The sequence below is a fragment of the Pseudomonas sp. R32 genome, assembly GCF_009866705.1.
Taxonomy (GTDB): domain Bacteria; phylum Pseudomonadota; class Gammaproteobacteria; order Pseudomonadales; family Pseudomonadaceae; genus Aquipseudomonas; species Aquipseudomonas donghuensis.
On record NZ_CP019396.1, the window covers coordinates 5520630 to 5539567 of the forward strand.

Genomic DNA, 18938 nt, shown 5'->3' on the forward strand with positions numbered 1-18938 from the left:
TGTTCCAATTGGAGCCCTGCATGACCCTCGATCGCGATGCCGCCACCCATGTCGCCCAGGTTTTGTCCGAAGCGCTGCCTTACATTCGCCGCTTTGTCGGCAAGACCCTGGTGATCAAATACGGCGGCAACGCGATGGAGAGCGAAGAGCTCAAAACCGGTTTTGCCCGCGATGTGGTGCTGATGAAAGCCGTGGGTATCAACCCGGTGGTGGTGCACGGTGGCGGCCCGCAGATCGGTGACCTGCTCAAGCGTCTGTCGATCGAAAGCCGCTTCGTCGATGGTATGCGCGTTACCGACGCGCAAACCATGGACGTGGTAGAAATGGTCCTCGGCGGCCAGGTCAACAAAGACATCGTCAACCTGATCAACCGTCACGGCGGCAGCGCCATCGGCCTGACCGGCAAGGACGCCGAGCTGATTCGCGCGAAAAAGCTCACCGTCACCCGCCAGACACCAGAAATGACCACCCCGGAAATCATCGACATCGGCCATGTCGGCGAAGTGGTCGGGGTTAACACCGACCTGCTCAACATGCTGGTCAAAGGTGACTTCATCCCGGTAATCGCGCCAATCGGCGTGGGCGCCAACGGCGAGTCGTACAACATCAACGCTGACCTGGTGGCAGGCAAGGTGGCTGAAGCACTGAAGGCTGAAAAGCTGATGCTGCTGACCAACATCGCCGGCCTGATGGACAAGCAAGGCACCGTGCTCACCGGCCTGACCACCGAACAGGTCAACGAACTGATCGCTGATGGCACTATCTACGGCGGCATGCTGCCGAAGATCCGCTGTGCCCTGGAAGCGGTGCAAGGCGGCGTCAACAGCTCGCACATCATCGATGGCCGGGTGCCGAACGCGGTACTGCTGGAGATCTTCACCGACAGCGGTGTGGGTACTTTGATTACCAATCACAAGCCGCGTTAAACCCTTTCGCGGCTCAAACCCGCTCCTACAGAGCCTGTGGGAGCGGGCTTGACCCGCGATGAGGCACAAAAAAAGGCGACTCTATGGTCGCCTTTTTTTATTGGCTTCAGATACCGTACTGCGCCCGGTAGGCCTCGACGGCCGGCAAGTGCTGCTTGAGCGCCGGGTCGTCGGCGAGGAACTCCAGCACCTGGGTCAGCGAGACGATGCTCACCACCGGAATGCCGAAGTCACGCTCCACTTCCTGGATGGCTGACAGCTCGCCATTGCCGCGCTCCTGGCGGTTCAATGCGATCAGTACGCCAGCAGCCTTGGCTTGCTGGCCCTGGATGATCTGCATGACTTCGCGGATGGCAGTGCCGGCAGTGATCACATCGTCGATGATCAGCACATCACCGGTCAGCGGTGCGCCCACCAGGCTGCCGCCTTCACCATGGGCCTTGGCCTCTTTGCGATTGAAGCACCATGGCAGGTCGAGGTCATGGTGCTCGGCCAGGGCCACGGCAGTAGCCGCCGCCAGGGGGATACCCTTGTAGGCCGGGCCGAACAGCACGTCGAAGGGAATCTTGCTGTCGACGATCGCCGCAGCATAGAAACGCCCGAGCTGAGCCAGGGCCGAACCACTGTTGAACAGGCCGGCATTGAAGAAGTACGGGCTGGTGCGCCCGGACTTGAGGGTGAACTCACCGAAGCGCAGAACCCCGCGGTCGATGGCAAAACGAATGAAGTCGCGCTGATACGGCTGCATGAAGAGTCCCGGATACCACGGATTTAGCTAATTGAGTACAGCTCGGGTATCATACACGCACGAGATTTTTGGGGCCATTTATGCGGATCATCAGTGTGAACGTTAATGGCATTCAGGCTGCCGTTGAGCGTGGTTTGCTCAGCTGGCTACAAGCCCAGAATGCTGACGTCATCTGCCTTCAGGATACCCGCGCCTCGGCCTTTGAACTCGACGACCCAGCTTTCCAGCTCGATGGCTACTTCCTTTATGCCTGCGACGCAGAAGTTCCCGCCCAAGGCGGCGTGGCACTTTATTCGCGGTTGCAGCCCAAGGCAGTCATCAGCGGCCTGGGCTTCGAGACAGCCGACCGCTACGGACGTTACCTGCAGGCCGATTTCGACAAGGTAAGTATCGCAACCCTGTTGCTACCTTCGGGAATGAACGGCGATGAAGACTTGAACCAGAAGTTCAAGTTGATGGACGACTTCGCCAAGTACCTGGACAAGCAACGGCGCAAACGTCGTGAATACATCTATTGCGGCTCGTTGTACGTGGCGCAGCAGAAGCTCGACGTCAAGAACTGGCGCGATGGCCAGCAGTCTCCAGGCTTCCTGGCGCCGGAACGCGCCTGGATGGACGAGATTGTCGGCAACATGGGTTATGTCGATGCCCTGCGCGAAGTCAGCCGTGAAGGCGACCAGTACAGCTGGTGGCCAGACAACGAACAGGCCGAGATGCTCAACCTGGGCTGGCGTTTCGACTACCAGTTGCTGACGCCAGGCCTGCGCCGCTTCGTGCGCAGCGCACGCCTGCCACGCCAGCCGCGCTTCTCCCAGCATGCGCCGCTGATCGTGGACTACGACTGGACGCTGACCATCTGATAGTTCCAGCCACAAAAAAGCCGACTTCGCGTCGGCTTTTTTGTGGCTGGAGCTTTTAGCTGATCATTATTTGATCGGCCGCCAGGTCAGCGGGTAGCGATACGGCTGACCTTCGTTGGCCTTGACCCCGGCAACAATAGTGAGGATCAGCACGGCAACCATCAGCATGCCGAACAGTACGATACCCACCAGCACGAACATCAGCGCAAAGCAGATGATCGAGGCCAGGAACACGGTGATCTGAAAGTTCAGCGCTTCCTTGCCCTGGGCATCGATGAACGGATCCAGGTCTTTCTTCCAGATCCACATCACCAACGGTCCCAGCAGGTTGCCCAGCGGAAAGACCAGGCCGAGCAAGGCAGCGAGGTGGCAGAACATTGCCCATTGCCGGATCTCGGTGTTGGGGGTGGGCAACTGCAACGGTTGCTCGGTCATGCTCTGCTCCTTGCCATGTGCGGATCAGTCGGCCAGCGAGGCCTTCTGCAGTTCGAACAGGTCGATCATGCCCTTTTGCGCCAGCGCCAGCATGGCATTGAGCTCTTCAGGCTGGAATGGCGCGCCTTCGGCGGTGCCCTGTACTTCGATGAAGCCACCCTGGCTGGTCATCACCACGTTCAGGTCGGTCTCGGCGGCCGAGTCTTCGAGGTAGTCCAGGTCGAGCACCGGCTCACCCTGGTACATGCCCACCGAAACGGCAGCGATCATGTGCTTTAGCGGGTCACCGCCCTTCAGGCCACCACGCTTTTTGACCACGCGCAGGGCGTCGACCAGGGCGACCATGGCGCCGGTGATCGAAGCGGTACGGGTGCCGCCATCGGCCTGAATCACGTCGCAGTCGACGTACAGGGTGATGTCGCCCAGCTTGCTCATGTCCAGCGCAGCGCGCAGGGAGCGGCCGATCAGGCGCTGGATTTCGAGGGTGCGGCCGCCTTGCTTGCCGCGGCTGGCTTCGCGCTGGTTACGCTCACCGGTAGAGCGCGGCAGCATGCCGTACTCGGCAGTCAGCCAGCCCTGGCCCTGGCCCTTGAGGAAGCGCGGGACACCGTTCTCGACACTGACGGTGCAGATGACTTTGGTGTCACCGAACTCGACCAGTACTGACCCCTCGGCGTGTTTGGTGTAGTTGCGGGTGATGCGGATCGAGCGGAGCTGATCGGCAGCGCGACCACTTGGACGTTTCATTTGGGATACCTGTACTGGACTTGAATCTGCCCAGCATTATAGAGCGCGCCGGGCGCTGAGGACACGCCTATTGTCGCAGGGCCCGAAACAGGGGGCCCAAGGCCGCAGGTCAGGTTTTTCCAGAGGCGCCCTGACTGTTTGTAACATCAGTGGATTGGGAGCCAGCGCCGCACTGCGCTACAATCCTGCGCCTTCAGCCGTTGGCTTTCTTTCATCTATTGCGCGAGGTACTTCCCATGGTGCACAGCATGACCGCTTTTGCTCGTGTCGAGCGCGCCGGTAGCCAGGGCACCCTGATCTGGGAACTGCGCTCGGTCAATCATCGCTACCTGGAGCCGCACCTGCGCCTCCCGGAAGCCTTCCGCGACCTCGAAGGCGCCGTACGCGAAAGCCTGCGCCAGGGCCTGTCGCGCGGCAAGGTCGAGTGTACCCTGCGCTTCAACGAAGAGAACAACGGCAAGGCCTTGCAGGTCGACCGCGAGCGGGCCGCGCAACTGGTTGCCGCCGCCGAGACGGTGGCCAGCCTGATCAAGCAGCCGGCGCCGCTCAACCCACTCGAAGTACTGGCCTGGCCTGGTGTACTGGTGGCCGATGCCAGCGACCCGCAGGCGCTCAACAACGAGGCCATGACCCTGTTCGAAGAAGCCCTGAACGAGCTGAAGAACGGCCGCAACCGCGAAGGCAGCGAGCTCGCCCGGTTGATCAACGAGCGCCTGGACAGCATGGCCAGCGAGGTCACCACCTTGCGCGCGCTGGTACCGCAGATGCTCGCCGCGCAACGGCAGAAGATCCTCGACCGCTTCACCGACATGCAGGCCGAGCTCGACCCGCAGCGACTGGAACAGGAAATGGTCCTGCTCGCGCAAAAGAGCGACGTTGCCGAAGAGCTCGACCGTTTGAGCACCCACGTCACCGAAGTGCGCCGGGTGCTCAAGTCCGGCGGCGCCGCCGGCCGGCGCCTGGACTTCCTGATGCAGGAGCTCAACCGAGAAGCCAACACCCTGGGCTCCAAAGCCTTCGACCCACGCAGCACCCAGTCCGCGGTCAACCTCAAGGTACTGATCGAGCAGATGCGTGAACAAGTACAGAACATTGAGTAAGGCCACCCCGACCATGAATCACAGCAGCGGCACCCTCTACATCGTTTCGGCCCCCTCCGGCGCCGGCAAGACCAGCCTGGTCAAAGCCCTGATCGACGCTGACAGCAGCATCCAGGTCTCGGTCTCGCACACCACCCGGGCCATGCGCCCAGGCGAAGTGCACGGCGTGAACTATCACTTCGTCGAGCACACCGCGTTCAAGCTGATGATCGAGCAAGGCGACTTCCTCGAACAGGCCGAGGTCTTCGGTAACTTCTACGGCACCTCGCGCAGCGCGCTGCAACAGGCGCTCGACCAGGGCCAGGACCTGATCCTCGAGATCGACTGGCAAGGCGCCCAGCAGGTGCGCAAGCTGATGCCCGGGGCGCGCTCGATCTTCATCCTGCCACCGACCCAGGAGGCCCTGCGCCAACGCCTGACCAACCGCGGCCAGGACAGCGACGAGATCATCGAAGGACGGATGCGTGAAGCGGTGAGCGAGATGAGTCACTACGACGAGTATGACTTCGTCATCATCAATGATGACTTCGCCACGGCACTGGAAGACCTCAAGGCGGTGTTCCGCGCCAATCGCTTGCTGCAGGCCAACCAGCAGCAGCGTCATGGCCAGCTGCTCAAGCAACTGCTTGCCTGAGCAACCGGCCACTCCAGCCGCTTAGCGGCGGCTGGAGACCGTGGCGTGACGATGCAGGGTCATGCCCAGGAAAAACGCCGGCGCACGCAGGCGTGACAGCAGCATCAGCACCAGGCCGAGCACGGTGATGATCATCGCGATCACGAACACCAGGCCCAACCCACCCACATGTGAACCGCTGCCGAACGACGGCGAGGCGCTGTCGATGGCTGTCTGCAGAAAGATCACCGAGAGAATGCCGCCACCGAGCAATGGGCACAGGCCACGCATCAGGAAGTGCCGCAGGCTGTCGAACAGGCTGTGGCGGAAGTACCAGACGCAGGCGTAGGCGGTCAGCGAATAGTAGAAGCAGATCATCATGCCCAGGGCGGTGATGGTGTCGGCCAGAACGTTTTCGCTCAGGGTCCGCATGGTCACATAGAACACCCCTGCTGCCATGCCAGCGCAGATGGTGGCGTACCGCGGGGTTTTCGAGCGCGGGCAGACGCTGGCGAAGCGCTCCGGCACAGCGCCGTAATACCCCATGGCCAGCAATGTACGCGCCGGCGACACGAAGGTGGACTGCAGTGAAGCGGCAGTACTGGCCAGCACGGCGATCGACATCAGGATCGCCAACGGCCCCATCACCGGACCGGCCAGGTGGGCGAAGACGTTTTCCTGGATGCGCGGGTTGTTCAGGCCCAGGCCGATATCACCGATACCGGCAAACTGCAGCGTGGCAATCGCCGTGACCAGGTACAACCCCAGGATCAGCAGCACCGTCAGGGTCGCCGCGCGGCCGGGGGTATCACCGCTGCCCACCGATTCTTCACTGATGCTCAGGCACACGTCCCAGCCCCAGAAGATGAAAATCGACAGCGACAGGCCGGCGGTAAAAGCCGAGAACGACTCAACACCGAAGGGGTTGAACCAGTCCAGATCGAACGCCAGCGGCGGCGTCGCCGAAGACTCGCCAAACGCGGCCATGGCAAAGCCCACCAACACCACCAGTTGCAACGCCACCAGACCGTACTGCACGGTCATGGTCGTGGCGATGCCGCGACAGCAGATCCACACCGCCATGGCGATGAACACGCAGCAGGTGACCACATTGACCAGCAGGTTGTCGCTCAGCGCAGCCACCTCGTGGCTGCCGGAGATCTGCCCAAGGAATAAATAGAAGAAGTCGACGGCCACCCCGGCCAGGTTTGACAGCACGATGGTGGTCGCGGTGACCAGCCCCCAGCCGCCGATCCAACCGATCATCGGGCCGAATGCCCGCGCCGACCAGGTAAAGGAAGTACCGCTGTCCGGCTCGGCCGCATTCAGCTCACGATAACCCAGGGCCACCAGCAGCATCGGCAGGAAGCCAACGATGAATACCGCCGGCAGATGAGCCCCGACTTCACGCACGGTCGGGCCCAGCGCGCCAGTCAGGGTATAAACCGGGGCAATGGTGGAAATGCCCAGCACGATGCTGGCCAGCAGTCCGAGCCGGCCCTTGGCCAGCCCCTTGGATCGCCCGCCCTCACCTGGAGACAGGCCTGCTTTGTGTTCACTCATGAGTAGTTGCCGCCAATATTGGTATTGTTTTTCAGGACACCCCGCGGGATGTCCGCTTTCACTCACTGAAACTTGTTGCGTGGTACTTCAAGCCCGGATCAACCGGCTGACCTCATAGGGTCTTCTCCCGGATCTGCTCACCCGTGGCACGGGCCAGGCATGCCTCACGGAACGCCTGGAACAGGCGCAGCGAGACCGGGTTGTCGGCAAAGCGGTACTCGGGGTGCCATTGCACACCGACCACAAAGCCTGGGGCGTCATCCATGGACACCGCTTCGACCAGTCCATCGGGGGCCAATGCTTCGGCTCGCAAGCCGTCGGCCAGGCGATCGATACCCTGGCCGTGCAGCGAATTGACCATGAAGCTGTGCTCCATCCCCAGGCGCTCGAACAGCCCGCCGGGCTGGACAATGACCAGGTGACGGGGGCTGTACTGTTCTTCCAGCGGGGCATCCTGCGGCTCGCGATGATCCAGGTAGCCCGGCAGCTCCTGCACGCGCTGGTGCAAGGTACCGCCGAGGGCCACGTTGAGTTCCTGGAAACCACGGCAGATGCAGAACACCGGCACGCCGTCGGCAATCGCGGCCTGCAGCAGCGGCAGGGTCAGCCGATCGCGAAACACGTCGTGCTTGGTCCCTTCCACGCTGGGGGCGCCATTGTAATGATGCGGCTCGACATTTGAAGGCGAACCGGTAAAAAGAATGCCATCGAGCCGCTCTAGCACACGGCGCGGGTCGCTGGGCTCTGCCCTTGCCGGGAGGATCAGGGGGATCCCGGCAAAGCCTGCGGCCTCGACATATTTGTCGCCAACGGTGTGCGACGAGTTCTTGCCCAGTTGCTGGCGGCAAGCGGAAACGCCAATCAAAGGCGACATTGCGGCGGTAGTTTGCATGGGTTCACCCTCCCTTACAGCTTGATCCAGGTCGCCTTGAGTTCGGTGTATTTGTCGAGAGCGTGCAGCGATTTGTCCCGGCCATTGCCCGACTGCTTGAAGCCGCCGAACGGGGCGGTCATGTCGCCGCCATCGTACTGGTTGACCCAGACGCTGCCAGCACGCAGGGCGCGAGCCGTGTTGTGGGCACGGGAAATGTTGCTGGTCCATACCGCCGCAGCCAGGCCGAAAGGCGAGTCGTTGGCGATGGCGATGGCTTCTTCAGGGCTGTCGAAGGTGATCACCGACAGCACCGGGCCGAAGATTTCTTCGCGGGCGATACGCATGGCATTGGTGACGCCGTCGAAGATCGCCGGCTGCACATACACGCCGCAGGTGTCTTCCAGTACTCGCTCACCGCCGGTGACCAGGGTGGCACCGTCAGCCTTGCCGGCTTCGATGTAACCGAGCACGGTATCCAGCTGAGTGGTGTCCACCAGGGCACCGACACGGATGTCCGGGTCCAGCGCATGGCCAGGCTTCCAGGCCTTGAGAGCCTCGACCACCATTGGCAGGAAGCGCGCCTTGATGCTGCGCTCGACCAGCAGGCGCGAACCGGCAATGCACACCTCGCCCTGGTTGAAGGCGATAGCGCTGGCCGCGGCTTCGGCGGCCGCCTGCAGGTCCGGCGCGTCGGCGAAGACGATGTTCGGGCTCTTGCCACCGGCTTCGAGCCAGACCCGCTTCATGTTCGACTCACCGGCGTAGACCATCAGTTGCTTGGCGATACGGGTGGAGCCGGTGAACACCAGGGTGTCGACATCCATATGCAGGGCCAGGGCCTTGCCGACGGTATGGCCGTAGCCTGGCAGCACGTTGAGTACACCGGCCGGCAGACCCGCTTCGATCGCCAATTGGGCGATGCGAATGGCGGTCAGCGGCGACTTTTCGGACGGCTTGAGGATCACCGAGTTACCGGTGGCCAGGGCCGGGCCGAGTTTCCAGCAGGCCATCATCAGTGGAAAGTTCCACGGAACAATGGCCGCGACCACGCCGACCGGCGAGCGGGTGACCAAACCCAGCTGGTCGGACGGGGTCGCAGCAACTTCGTCGTAAATCTTGTCGATGGCTTCGGCATTCCAGCGGATGGCGTTGGCCGCGGCCGGAATGTCGATGCTCAGGGAATCGGCAATCGGCTTGCCCATGTCCAGGGTTTCCAGCAATGCCAGTTCTTCGGCATTTGCCAGAAGTAAATCAGCAAAGGCGATCAGCACCCGCTTGCGCTGGGCCGGGGCCTGCTCAGCCCAGATGCCGCTGTCGAAACTGCGCCGGGCAGCGGCCACCGCACGTTCGGCGTCGGCGCTGTCACAGCTGGCGATCTGTGCCAGTTGGCGGCCGTCGACCGGGCTTGCGCACTCGAAGGTCTCGCCGGACACACTGGCGCAGTACTGGCCGTCGATAAAGGCGCGGCCTTCGATGGTCAGGCTCTGGAAAAGCTGTTCCCAGTGTTGGCGTGGTGCTGTTGTCATTGTTGTTCTCTCCGGCGTCACACCGTGTGCAGGTACCAGTTGTATTCGAGGTCGGAAATCGACACTTCGAACTCAGCCATCTCGCTTTCCTTGCAGGCGACAAAAATATCGATGTAGTCCGGGCTGATGTATTTGTTCAGCACTTCACTGTCATCGAGCTCACGCAGCGCATCGCGCAGGTTGTTCGGCAGGCTCTGCTCCAACTGCTCGTAGGAGTTGCCTTCGATAGGCGCTCCCGGCTCGATCTGGTTGGTCAGGCCGTGATGGATACCGGCGAGAATCGCCGCCATCATCAGGTAGGGGTTGGCGTCAGCGCCGGCGACACGGTGCTCGATGCGCACGGCATCGCTGCTGCCGGTCGGCACGCGGACCGCTACGGTACGGTTGTCCAGGCCCCAGCTTGGCGCATTGGGCACGTAGAACTGGGCACCGAAACGCCGGTAGGAGTTGATATTCGGGCACAGAAAGGCCATCGACGCCGGCATGGTCTCCAGCACGCCACCGATGGCGTGGCGCAGGGTTTCGCTTTGCTCGGGGTCTTCGCTGGTGAAAATGTTCTTGCCGGTTTTCTTGTCCAGCAACGAAATGTGCACATGCAGGCCGTTGCCGGCTTGGCCCGGGTAGGGCTTGGCCATGAAGGTGGAGTCCATTTCATGGTCGTAGGCGATGTTCTTGATCAGGCGCTTGAGCAACACCGCGTAGTCGCAGGCCTTCATCGGGTCGGCGACGTGGTGCAGGTTGACCTCGAACTGTGCCGGGGCGCTTTCCTTGACGATCGCATCCGCCGGAATGCCCTGCTCCTTGGCGGCTTCGAGCATGTCCTGCAGGCAATCGACGTATTCATCAAGATCGTCGATCAGGTACACCTGGGTCGACTGCGGGCGCTTGCCGGAGATCGGCGAGCGCGGTGGTTGCGGACGGCCATTGAGGTTGTCCTGGTCGATCAGATAGAACTCAAGCTCGAACGCCGCGCAGATGTCCAGGCCCAGCGCGTCGAACTTCTCCACCACGCTACGCAGCACTTCCCGTGGGTCGGCAAAGAATGGCGTGCCGTCCAGCTCGTGCATGGTCATCAGCAATTGCGCGGTCGGGCGTTTCTGCCAAGGCTCATAAGCAAGGGTGCCGGGGATCGGATAGCAGATGCGGTCGGCATCGCCGATGTCCAGGCCCAGGCCGGTGCTTTCGACAGTCGAGCCGTTGATGTCCAGGGCAAACAGTGAAGCCGGCAGATTGATGCCTTTTTCGTAGACCTTGACCAGGCTTGCACGCTCGATGCGCTTGCCACGCACCACGCCGTTCATGTCTGCAATCAGCAGATCGACAAATTGCACCTCAGGGTGGGCCTGGAGAAATTCACCCATCTCATCGAGAGGGATGGCGCACGGGGAGACCGACGTCATGGCTAGGCATCCTTTGATTTTTTATCGAACGACATGGAGGAGGTACTACTGCGCTATCGGGAGCGGCGATGGTTTCATTTGTTCTTTTAAGTGGTCCCATCGTGGGGAACAGCTGGGCGCCGCGGCTTCGCACGGACGTTCCAGATTCTTCTGTAAACATCGTGACTTGATTCGCGACTGCCGCCTCACTATAGAATGGCCCCCACGCAACAGACATTGGCATTTAGGCAAGTAAAGAGTGCATCCATGCAATATCAGATCAGCCACGCCGACCTTTCTCTGGTGCTCGCACTGGTTCGCGGCCGCTCCCTGGCCAAGGCAGCCGAGCTGCTGAAGGTCGATGTATCGACTGTTTTTCGTTCGATTCGGCGCATGGAAGCCGCCCTGGGTACCGCGTTGTTCGTCAAAAGCCGCAAGGGTTACATCCCCACCGGCACCGCCCAGGCCCTGGCCGAACAGGCCGAGCGCGCCGAGCAGGCGCTGGATGCCGCGCGGGTGGCGCTGGAGCACGGTGAGCAAGTGGTCAGCGGCACGGTGCGCCTGACCTGCACCGACGCCGTGCTGCACAGCCTGCTGCTGCCGGCGCTGGCCGAGTTCATGCCGGCCTACCCGGCGCTATCGCTGGAGCTGGCGACCTCCAACACCTTTGCCAACCTCAGCCGGCGTGATGCCGACCTGGCCCTGCGCCTGACCAATACGCCGCCGGAACACCTGGTAGGACGTTGCCTGGGCGCGGCGTCTTATGTGATCTGCGGTCGCGAGGAGTTTCGTCAACGCCTGGCCGAAAACCCCACCAGCGTTGCGTGGATCGCCCCGGACGATGCCATGCAGGATCACCCAACGGTGGTCTGGCGCAGCGAGCACATGCCCGGCGTGATGCCCAAGTACCGCTGCAGTGGCATCTCGGCGATAGCCCAACTGGTCAGCGCCGGCCTGGGCGTTGCCGCCCTGCCCGACTACATGGCCCATACCCTGCCGGGGGTGGAGCGACTGAGCGATCCGCTGCCTGGCTGCGACACCGAACTGTGGCTGCTGACCCGTCCGGATTGTCGGGCTTTGCGTTCGGTGCAGACGCTGTTCGACGAATTGACCCCACGCCTGCGGGATGCCCTGGGCCGACAGTAAAATTCAAGACAGTTGTGTTAGAGGCCTTTAACTAGGTATCGTCGAGGTATCAAGGACTGGAAATGAAATCAACGCTTCCCTAAAGGCTGGTGATTTTTTAAACTATCGAGTCCGCTCGCCCATTCGGGCTGAACACCGCATTTGCTACTTGAGGAAGACCATGGCCCGCGTAACCGTTGAAGACTGCCTAGAACACGTGGATAACCGTTTTGAGCTGGTCATGCTCTCGACTCGTCGTGCTCGTCAACTGGCCACCGGCGGCAAAGAGCCGAAAGTGGCATGGGAAAACGACAAGCCTACCGTCGTCGCCCTGCGCGAAATCGCTGAAGGCATCTGCACTCCAGAGTTCATGGCCGCAGAAGAGATCCGTCACGAAGAGCCGGTCTTCGCCGCATTCGGTGAGGAAGAGGCCAACGAGGCGGTCTAAGCCCATGCCTGGTCGACGTAGTACGGCGCCGGTCCCCGTCCCTCGGCAGGAGGTAACCCCATGCCGAGCATAGACGCCCTCGCCGATCGCTTGTCGACCTACCTCGGCGCCGACCAGGTCAACCTGGTGCGCCGGGCGTATTTCTACGCCGAACAAGCCCACGACGGCCAGCGCCGTCGCAGCGGCGAAGCCTACGTCACGCATCCGCTGGCGGTGGCAAGCATCCTTGCCGACATGCACATGGACCATCAGAGCCTGATGGCGGCCATGCTGCATGACGTGATCGAAGACACCGGCATCGCCAAGGAAGCGCTCAGCTCGCAATTTGGCGAAACCGTGGCCGAACTGGTCGACGGCGTCAGCAAGCTGACCCAGATGAACTTCGAAACCAAGGCCGAAGCCCAGGCGGAGAACTTCCAGAAAATGGCCATGGCCATGGCCCGGGATATCCGCGTGATCCTGGTCAAGCTGGCCGACCGCCTGCACAACATGCGTACCCTCGAGGTACTGTCCGGCGAAAAACGCCGGCGCATCGCCAAAGAGACCCTGGAAATCTACGCGCCCATCGCCAACCGCCTGGGCATGCACAGTGTGCGCGTAGAGTTCGAAGACCTCGGTTTCAAGGCCATGCACCCGATGCGCTCGGCGCGCATCTACCAGGCGGTCAAGCGCGCCCGCGGCAACCGCAAGGAAATCGTCAACAAGATCGAAGAATCGCTGGCTCACTGCCTGGCGGTCGACGGCATCGAGGGCGAAGTCAGCGGCCGGCAGAAGCACCTCTATGGCATCTACAAGAAGATGCGCGGCAAACGCCGGGCCTTCAACGAGATCATGGACGTCTACGCGTTTCGCATCATCGTCGACAAGGTCGACACCTGCTACCGCGTGCTCGGCGCCGTGCACAACCTGTACAAGCCGCTACCGGGGCGCTTCAAGGATTACATCGCGATCCCCAAGGCCAACGGTTACCAGTCGCTGCATACCACGCTGTTCGGCATGCACGGCGTGCCCATCGAGATCCAGATCCGCACCCGCGAAATGGAAGAGATGGCCAACAACGGCATCGCCGCTCACTGGCTGTACAAGTCCAGTGACGACGAACAGCCCAAGGGCACCCACGCCCGGGCGCGCCAGTGGGTCAAAGGCGTGCTGGAAATGCAGCAACGCGCAGGCAACTCCCTGGAATTCATCGAGAGCGTGAAGATCGACCTGTTCCCGGATGAGGTCTACGTGTTCACGCCCAAGGGCCGGATCATGGAGCTGCCCAAAGGCTCCACGGCGGTCGACTTCGCCTACGCGGTGCACACCGACGTCGGCAACAGCTGCATCGCCTGCCGCATCAACCGCCGCCTGGCACCGCTGTCCGAGCCACTGCAAAGCGGCTCGACGGTCGAGATCGTCAGCGCCCCGGGCGCGCGACCGAACCCGGCCTGGCTCAATTTCGTGGTGACCGGCAAGGCCCGCACGCACATCCGCCATGCGCTCAAGCTGCAGCGCCGCTCGGAATCCATCAGCCTGGGCGAACGCCTGCTGAACAAGGTCCTCAACGGTTTCGACAGCGCCCTGGACAAGATCCCCCAGGAACGCATCCAGGCCATGCTCGGCGAATACCGCCTGGAGCTGATCGAAGACCTGCTCGAAGACATCGGCCTGGGCAACCGCATGGCCTACGTGGTGGCCCGCCGCCTGCTGTCCACCGAGGGCGAGCAATTGCCAAGCCCGGAAGGCCCGCTGGCGATCCGCGGCACCGAAGGCCTGGTGCTGAGCTACGCCAAATGCTGTACCCCGATCCCGGGCGACCCGATTGTCGGCCACCTGTCGGCCGGCAAAGGCATGGTGGTGCACCTGGAAAACTGCCGCAACATCAGCGAAATCCGCCACAACCCGGAAAAGTGCATCCAGCTGTCCTGGGCCAAGGATGTCACTGGCGAATTCAACGTCGAGCTGCGCGTGGAGCTTGAGCACCAGCGCGGCCTGATCGCCCTGCTGGCCAGCAGCGTCAACGCCGCCGACGGCAATATCGAGAAAATCAGCATGGATGAACGCGATGGTCGCATCAGCGTGGTCCAACTGGTGGTCAGCGTGCACGACCGCGTGCACCTGGCACGCGTGATCAAGAAACTGCGCGCCCTGGCCGGTGTGATCCGAATCACCCGCATGCGTGCGTAGCCCAATAACAGCAAGGAGTCATCATGACCAAGACCGTCATCACCAGTGACAAGGCCCCGGCCGCCATCGGCACCTACTCCCAGGCGATCAAGGCCGGCAACACGGTGTACATGTCCGGGCAGATCCCGCTGGACCCGAAAACCATGGAGCTGGTCGAAGGCTTCGAAGCCCAGACCGTTCAGGTCTTCGAAAACCTCAAGGCCGTTGCTGAAGCTGCTGGCGGTTCGTTCAAGGACATCGTCAAGCTGAATATCTTCCTCACCGACCTGAGCCACTTCGCCAAGGTCAACGAGATCATGGGCAAGTACTTCGACCAGCCGTACCCGGCCCGCGCCGCCATCGGCGTTGCTGCCCTGCCGAAGGGTTCGCAGGTTGAAATGGATGCCATCCTGGTCATCGAGTAACACCTGCGAAGGCGCGTCGCCCGGCGCGCCTTCATCCCCCGCCCCTGCAAGGACCCCCGCCATGCGCTACGCGCTCGCCCTGTCGCTGCTCGCCACCCTGTTGAGCGGCTGCGCCAGCCACAGCCCGGAAGACCTCAACGGTACCTGGATCAATCAAAACGCCATCGACGCCGCCGCCAAAGGCTCCAACCTGCGCCAGGCCCTGCTCGCCAATGGCCCGAACCTTGAGTGGAAGGTCAATATCGCTGCTGGCCAGGCCGCCTACAGCAATGGCTTCGAAGCCGGCGATGGCAAGCTCAAGGCGCTCAAGGACGGCCAGTGGGAAGTTGATTTCTACGGCAACTACGCCGAAACCCTGAACCTGGATGGCGATGAACTGGTGCAAGCCGCCAGCGACGCCAATGGCCAGCAGAGTTTCCAGCGCGCTGAAACACCGGCCCCCATCGACGCCCCCGTCGGCACCACCTTTGAAACTGCGCTTTATAGCGCCTACCTGGGTGGCGACTGGAAGATTGTCGAGGGCCCGGGACAGGGAGCGGTGGCACATTTTCGCGCCAACGGCAGCCTCGATGGCCTGCCCGGCCTGGATCGCTACGCCCTGTGCCTGGCCGGCGATTGCGCGGCCATGAGCGGCGAGTACGACAGCCTGTGGCTGGAACGCAACCAGCAGGGCAATCCGTGGATCTTCAAGCGTGACGGCAAACAACTGGAAATCTTCCAGGCCATCAACCAGGCCAAGGCCGACGAGATGCCGGATCTGCATCCTGGCACCCGTCGCTGGCTGCTTGAGCGTCAGTAAGGGCTAAAGGCTGCCGGCAAGGATGGCGGCATAGCCTTCCTTGTAGCTTGGGTACTGTGGCGCCCAGCCCAGTGCCCGGGCCCGGGCGTTGCTGCAACGCTTGCTGCCGGTGCGCCGCACCCGCTCCTGTTCCGACCACTGGGTAACGCCCATGTACTCACGCAGCCAGGCGACCACGTCAAACAATGGCGCCGGCGCGTCGTCGACGCCGATGTAACAATCGTCCAGGGCCTCGCCCCGGTGATCGGCCTTGAGCAGAAAGGCCAGCAGCCCGGCCGCATCTTCAGCATGAATGCGGTTGCCGTACAGCGGTGGCTCTTCCGTCACCCGATAGCCCTGGCGGACCTGGCTCAGCAACCATTCGCGGCCCGGCCCGTAGATGCCGGTGAGGCGCACGATGGTAGCGGGAATACCGCTGGCCAAGGCCAGGCGCTCGGCTTCGAGCATGACCTTGCCCGAATAGCCTTCAGGCTCCACGGCAGCGCTTTCATCAATCCACTCACCGTCCTTCTGCGCATACACGCTGCTGCTCGAGACAAACAGCAGACGCCGCGGCGCTTGCTTGCGCTCGGCAAGCCAGCCCAGCACGTTGCGCAGGCCGTCAACATAAGCAGCTTGATAGCCGGCTTCGTCATGCTGGCTCGCCGCGACGCTGTAGACCAGGTAATCCGGCGCGTCAACCGGCCAGGCGGCCGGACAGCGCGGATCGTTCAAGTCGGCCGCGATGGCCGCCACCCCTTCTGGCAATTGGCCAACACTGCGGCGCAGGCCGCTCACCGGCCAGCCAGAAGCCAGCAATTGCTTGGCCAGACGGCCACCGACATCGCCACAACCGACGATCAGAACTGAGGGCGCAGACATCCCGAAACTCCGTAAATCAAAGGCCCAGCCTATCCAAATAAATCGATAGGCGGCTAGCTATGGTGGAAAAAAAGTAACTTTATTACTTCTGCTAACAAGAATTACTTGCAATAATGGCTACCCAATTTTGTTCTCGGCCTGTCTCGAGGCCTGGAAGGACAACCACCTCTTTCTTCTTCATCAGGTCAGGCCAGCATGACACGTATCCAACCTTCCGCTTCGCCAACCATGTCGCGCGCATGGCGCGCCATTGCCGCGCTGATGTTCAGCCTGGTGATGGCACCCGTCGCTCTGGCCGATGAGCCAACTACCGCTCCCGCCACTCCAGCCGCTGCTGTAGCACCGGCCGCGCCAGGCGCCGAACAAGCTGCAGCGACCGACCCGGCTGCCGCGCCTGCCGCTGCACCGATCGATGGCCAGGTAGCCAACCCTGCCGACGAAAGCGTTGAAGCACTGGTTGAAGACACCAGCCTGGGCATGGCCCACGACCTGTCGCCGTGGGGCATGTACAAAAACGCCGACATCGTGGTCAAGATCGTCATGATCGGCCTGGCTATCGCCTCGATCATCACCTGGACCATCTGGATCGCCAAAGGCTTCGAGCTGCTGGGCGCCAAGCGCCGCCTGCGGGGCGAGATCGCTGCACTCAAACGCGCGACCACCCTCAAGGAAGCCAGCGACAGTGCCAGCAAAGAAGGCACCCTGGCCCATGTCCTGGTCCACGATGCCCTGGATGAAATGCGCCTCTCGGCCAATTCCCGCGAGAAAGAAGGCATCAAGGAGCGCGTCAGTTTCCGCCTCGAGCGCCTGGTCGCCGCCAGCGGCCGCAACATGAGCAGCGGCACCGGCGTGCTGGCCACCATCGGTTCCACCGCACCGTTCGTCGGTCTGTTCGGTACCGTCTGGGGCATCATGAACAGCTTCATCGGCATCGCCAAAACCCAGACCACCAACCTTGCCGTGGTTGCCCCAGGTATCGCCGAAGCATTGCTGGCGACCGCCCTGGGCCTGGTTGCAGCAATTCCTGCCGTGGTCATCTACAACGTCTTCGCCCGCTCCATCGCCGGCTACAAGGCCCAGGTGTCCGATGCCTCGGCCGAGGTCCTGCTGCTGGTCAGCCGCGACCTGGATCACCAGCCAGGCGAACGCGCAGTTGCACCTCACATGGTCAAAGTGGGCTAAGCCATGGGCCTGCATTTGAACGAAGGTGGCGACGACCTCGCCGAAAACCACGAAATCAACGTTACGCCGTTCATCGACGTGATGTTGGTCCTGCTGATCATCTTCATGGTGGCAGCGCCACTGGCAACCGTCGACATCAAGGTCGACCTGCCAGCCTCGACCGCCAAACCTGCGCCGAGGCCCGAGAAACCGGTGTTCCTCAGCGTCAAGGCTGACCAGAAACTCTACGTCGGCGACGATCAGGTCCAGCCTGACCAGCTCGGGGCGATTCTCGACGCCAAGACCAAGGGCGACAAGGACACCACGATCTTCTTCCAGGCTGACAAAGGCGTGGATTACGGCGATCTGATGGAAGTCATGAACACGCTGCGCGCGGCCGGTTACCTGAAAGTCGGTCTGGTCGGCCTTGAGACGGCAGCCAAGAAATGATCAAGACGCGGCATAAGCTGGCGCGTTACAGCAGTAGTCTGGCGATTGTGCTGGGTATCCATGCCGTTGCCGTGTTGCTGACGCTCAATTGGTCGGTACCCCAAGCGATCGAGTTGCCGCCTGCGGCAATGATGATCGAAATGGCACCGATGCCCGAACCGGCACCGCCACCTCCACCGAAGGTGGTCACACCGCCACAGCCGCCAGCGCCGGTCGAAGAACCGCCGCTGCCGAAACTGGCCGAGGCGCCAAAACCGAAAATCGCCATCGCCAAGCCGGTCAAACCGAAGGCCAAACCGCAGCCGCCCAAGCCTGAGAAAAAGCCTGAGCCGCCGCAGGAGAAGCCCGCCGACGAGGAAGTGGTCGATACACCGCCAACTACCGCACCGGCACAGAAATCGGCGGCCCCGGCACCGAGCATCGCCACCAACAGCAATGCCTTGCCGACCTGGCAAAGCGACCTGCTGCGTCACCTGGCGAAGTACAAGCGCTACCCGGAAAACGCCCGGCGCCTGCGTATGGAAGGCATCAACCGTCTGCGCTTTGTGGTCGATGGCGAGGGCAAGATCCTTTCCTACGCCCTGGCCGGTGGTTCGGGCAGCGCGGCACTGGATCGGGCGACCCTGGAGATGATCCGCCGCGCGCAACCGGTACCACCGCCACCAAAGGAATTGCTCAACAACGGCAGCATTGAAGTGATCGCGCCTTTCGTCTACTCGCTGGACAAACGCTAACGCTTTGTTTCTGTCA

Annotated in this window: 20 protein-coding genes; 12 read left to right on the plus strand and 8 right to left on the minus strand. The window is 62.1% G+C overall.

Annotated elements, in window-relative coordinates:
* The first annotated feature begins 20 nt into the window (after positions 1–20).
* On the plus strand, positions 21–926 hold the full coding sequence (gene argB / locus PspR32_RS25525) for an acetylglutamate kinase (protein ID WP_010225876.1): 906 nt from the start codon (positions 21–23) through the stop codon (positions 924–926).
* A gap of 106 nt (positions 927–1032) precedes the next feature.
* Here the strand turns inward: argB and pyrE are convergent, their stop codons facing one another.
* A complete protein-coding gene (gene pyrE, locus PspR32_RS25530) occupies positions 1033–1674 on the minus strand; it encodes an orotate phosphoribosyltransferase (protein WP_010225878.1) in 642 nt (213 codons plus the stop codon).
* 80 nt (positions 1675–1754) lie between these two features.
* Here pyrE and PspR32_RS25535 point away from each other — a divergent pair, with 80 nt between their 5' ends.
* On the plus strand, positions 1755–2534 hold the full coding sequence (locus PspR32_RS25535) for an exodeoxyribonuclease III (protein ID WP_010225880.1): 780 nt from the start codon (positions 1755–1757) through the stop codon (positions 2532–2534).
* Positions 2535–2600: 66 nt separating this feature from the next.
* Here PspR32_RS25535 and PspR32_RS25540 read toward each other — a convergent pair whose 3' ends face one another.
* Both PspR32_RS25540 and rph read right to left on the minus strand, forming a co-directional pair.
* Entirely contained in the window at positions 2601–2969 is a 369-nt protein-coding gene (locus tag PspR32_RS25540) for a DUF4870 domain-containing protein (RefSeq protein WP_010225882.1), read from the minus strand.
* 24 nt (positions 2970–2993) lie between these two features.
* A complete protein-coding gene (gene rph / locus PspR32_RS25545; protein ID WP_010225884.1) occupies positions 2994–3716 on the minus strand; it encodes a ribonuclease PH in 723 nt (240 codons plus the stop codon).
* Positions 3717–3952: 236 nt separating this feature from the next.
* On the opposite strand from rph, the gene PspR32_RS25550 reads away from it, so the two are divergent.
* Positions 3953–4816, plus strand: a complete 864-nt coding sequence (locus tag PspR32_RS25550) for a YicC/YloC family endoribonuclease (protein ID WP_010225886.1) — start codon at positions 3953–3955, stop codon at positions 4814–4816.
* Between the two features lie 13 nt (positions 4817–4829).
* Positions 4830–5450, plus strand: coding sequence for a guanylate kinase (gene gmk, locus PspR32_RS25555; protein ID WP_036995236.1), 621 nt, complete (start codon positions 4830–4832; stop codon positions 5448–5450).
* Positions 5451–5471: 21 nt separating this feature from the next.
* Here gmk and PspR32_RS25560 read toward each other — a convergent pair whose 3' ends face one another.
* The 4 genes from PspR32_RS25560 to PspR32_RS25575 all read right to left on the minus strand — a co-directional run bounded on the left by PspR32_RS25560 (position 5472) and on the right by PspR32_RS25575 (position 10792).
* Positions 5472–6992 (minus strand): APC family permease, encoded by a 1521-nt coding sequence (locus PspR32_RS25560; RefSeq protein ID WP_010225890.1) that lies wholly within the window; start codon positions 6990–6992, stop codon positions 5472–5474.
* Positions 6993–7104: 112 nt separating this feature from the next.
* Complete coding sequence (locus PspR32_RS25565; RefSeq protein ID WP_100781864.1) at positions 7105–7884, minus strand: gamma-glutamyl-gamma-aminobutyrate hydrolase family protein; 780 nt, start codon at positions 7882–7884, stop codon at positions 7105–7107.
* A 14-nt stretch (positions 7885–7898) separates the two neighbouring features.
* Positions 7899–9392, minus strand: coding sequence for an aldehyde dehydrogenase (locus PspR32_RS25570; RefSeq protein ID WP_159389330.1), 1494 nt, complete (start codon positions 9390–9392; stop codon positions 7899–7901).
* A gap of 17 nt (positions 9393–9409) precedes the next feature.
* Positions 9410–10792, minus strand: a complete 1383-nt coding sequence (locus tag PspR32_RS25575) for a glutamine synthetase family protein (RefSeq protein ID WP_010225896.1) — start codon at positions 10790–10792, stop codon at positions 9410–9412.
* A 246-nt stretch (positions 10793–11038) separates the two neighbouring features.
* Here PspR32_RS25575 and PspR32_RS25580 point away from each other — a divergent pair, with 246 nt between their 5' ends.
* The 5 genes from PspR32_RS25580 (at position 11039) to PspR32_RS25600 (ending at position 15716) form a co-directional block, all read left to right on the plus strand.
* The gene (locus PspR32_RS25580; RefSeq protein WP_010225899.1) at positions 11039–11917 is read left to right on the plus strand and encodes a LysR family transcriptional regulator; all 879 of its coding nucleotides are present in this window, start codon (positions 11039–11041) and stop codon (positions 11915–11917) included.
* 160 nt (positions 11918–12077) lie between these two features.
* Positions 12078–12344, plus strand: a complete 267-nt coding sequence (rpoZ, locus tag PspR32_RS25585; protein WP_010225901.1) for a DNA-directed RNA polymerase subunit omega — start codon at positions 12078–12080, stop codon at positions 12342–12344.
* A gap of 60 nt (positions 12345–12404) precedes the next feature.
* Entirely contained in the window at positions 12405–14513 is a 2109-nt protein-coding gene (spoT, locus tag PspR32_RS25590) for a bifunctional GTP diphosphokinase/guanosine-3',5'-bis pyrophosphate 3'-pyrophosphohydrolase (RefSeq protein ID WP_010225903.1), read from the plus strand.
* A 23-nt stretch (positions 14514–14536) separates the two neighbouring features.
* A complete protein-coding gene (locus PspR32_RS25595; protein WP_003229509.1) occupies positions 14537–14917 on the plus strand; it encodes a RidA family protein in 381 nt (126 codons plus the stop codon).
* A 61-nt stretch (positions 14918–14978) separates the two neighbouring features.
* On the plus strand, positions 14979–15716 hold the full coding sequence (locus tag PspR32_RS25600) for a hypothetical protein (RefSeq protein ID WP_159389331.1): 738 nt from the start codon (positions 14979–14981) through the stop codon (positions 15714–15716).
* 3 nt (positions 15717–15719) lie between these two features.
* On the opposite strand, the gene PspR32_RS25605 is transcribed toward PspR32_RS25600, so the two are convergent.
* Positions 15720–16577 (minus strand): SDR family oxidoreductase, encoded by an 858-nt coding sequence (locus PspR32_RS25605; protein ID WP_036995240.1) that lies wholly within the window; start codon positions 16575–16577, stop codon positions 15720–15722.
* A gap of 195 nt (positions 16578–16772) precedes the next feature.
* On the opposite strand from PspR32_RS25605, the gene exbB reads away from it, so the two are divergent.
* Genes exbB through PspR32_RS25620 form a run of 3 tightly spaced genes read left to right on the plus strand, consistent with a single transcriptional unit; the run spans position 16773 to position 18922 of the window.
* The gene (exbB, locus tag PspR32_RS25610) at positions 16773–17759 is read left to right on the plus strand and encodes a tonB-system energizer ExbB (RefSeq protein WP_036995243.1); all 987 of its coding nucleotides are present in this window, start codon (positions 16773–16775) and stop codon (positions 17757–17759) included.
* Positions 17760–17762: 3 nt separating this feature from the next.
* Complete coding sequence (gene exbD, locus PspR32_RS25615; RefSeq protein WP_010225911.1) at positions 17763–18188, plus strand: TonB system transport protein ExbD; 426 nt, start codon at positions 17763–17765, stop codon at positions 18186–18188.
* Positions 18185–18922: an energy transducer TonB gene (locus PspR32_RS25620; RefSeq protein WP_036995244.1), complete on the plus strand. Its 738-nt coding sequence runs from the start codon at positions 18185–18187 to the stop codon at positions 18920–18922. Before exbD ends, PspR32_RS25620 begins: the two co-directional genes overlap by 4 nt.
* Positions 18923–18938: the final 16 nt, after the last annotated feature.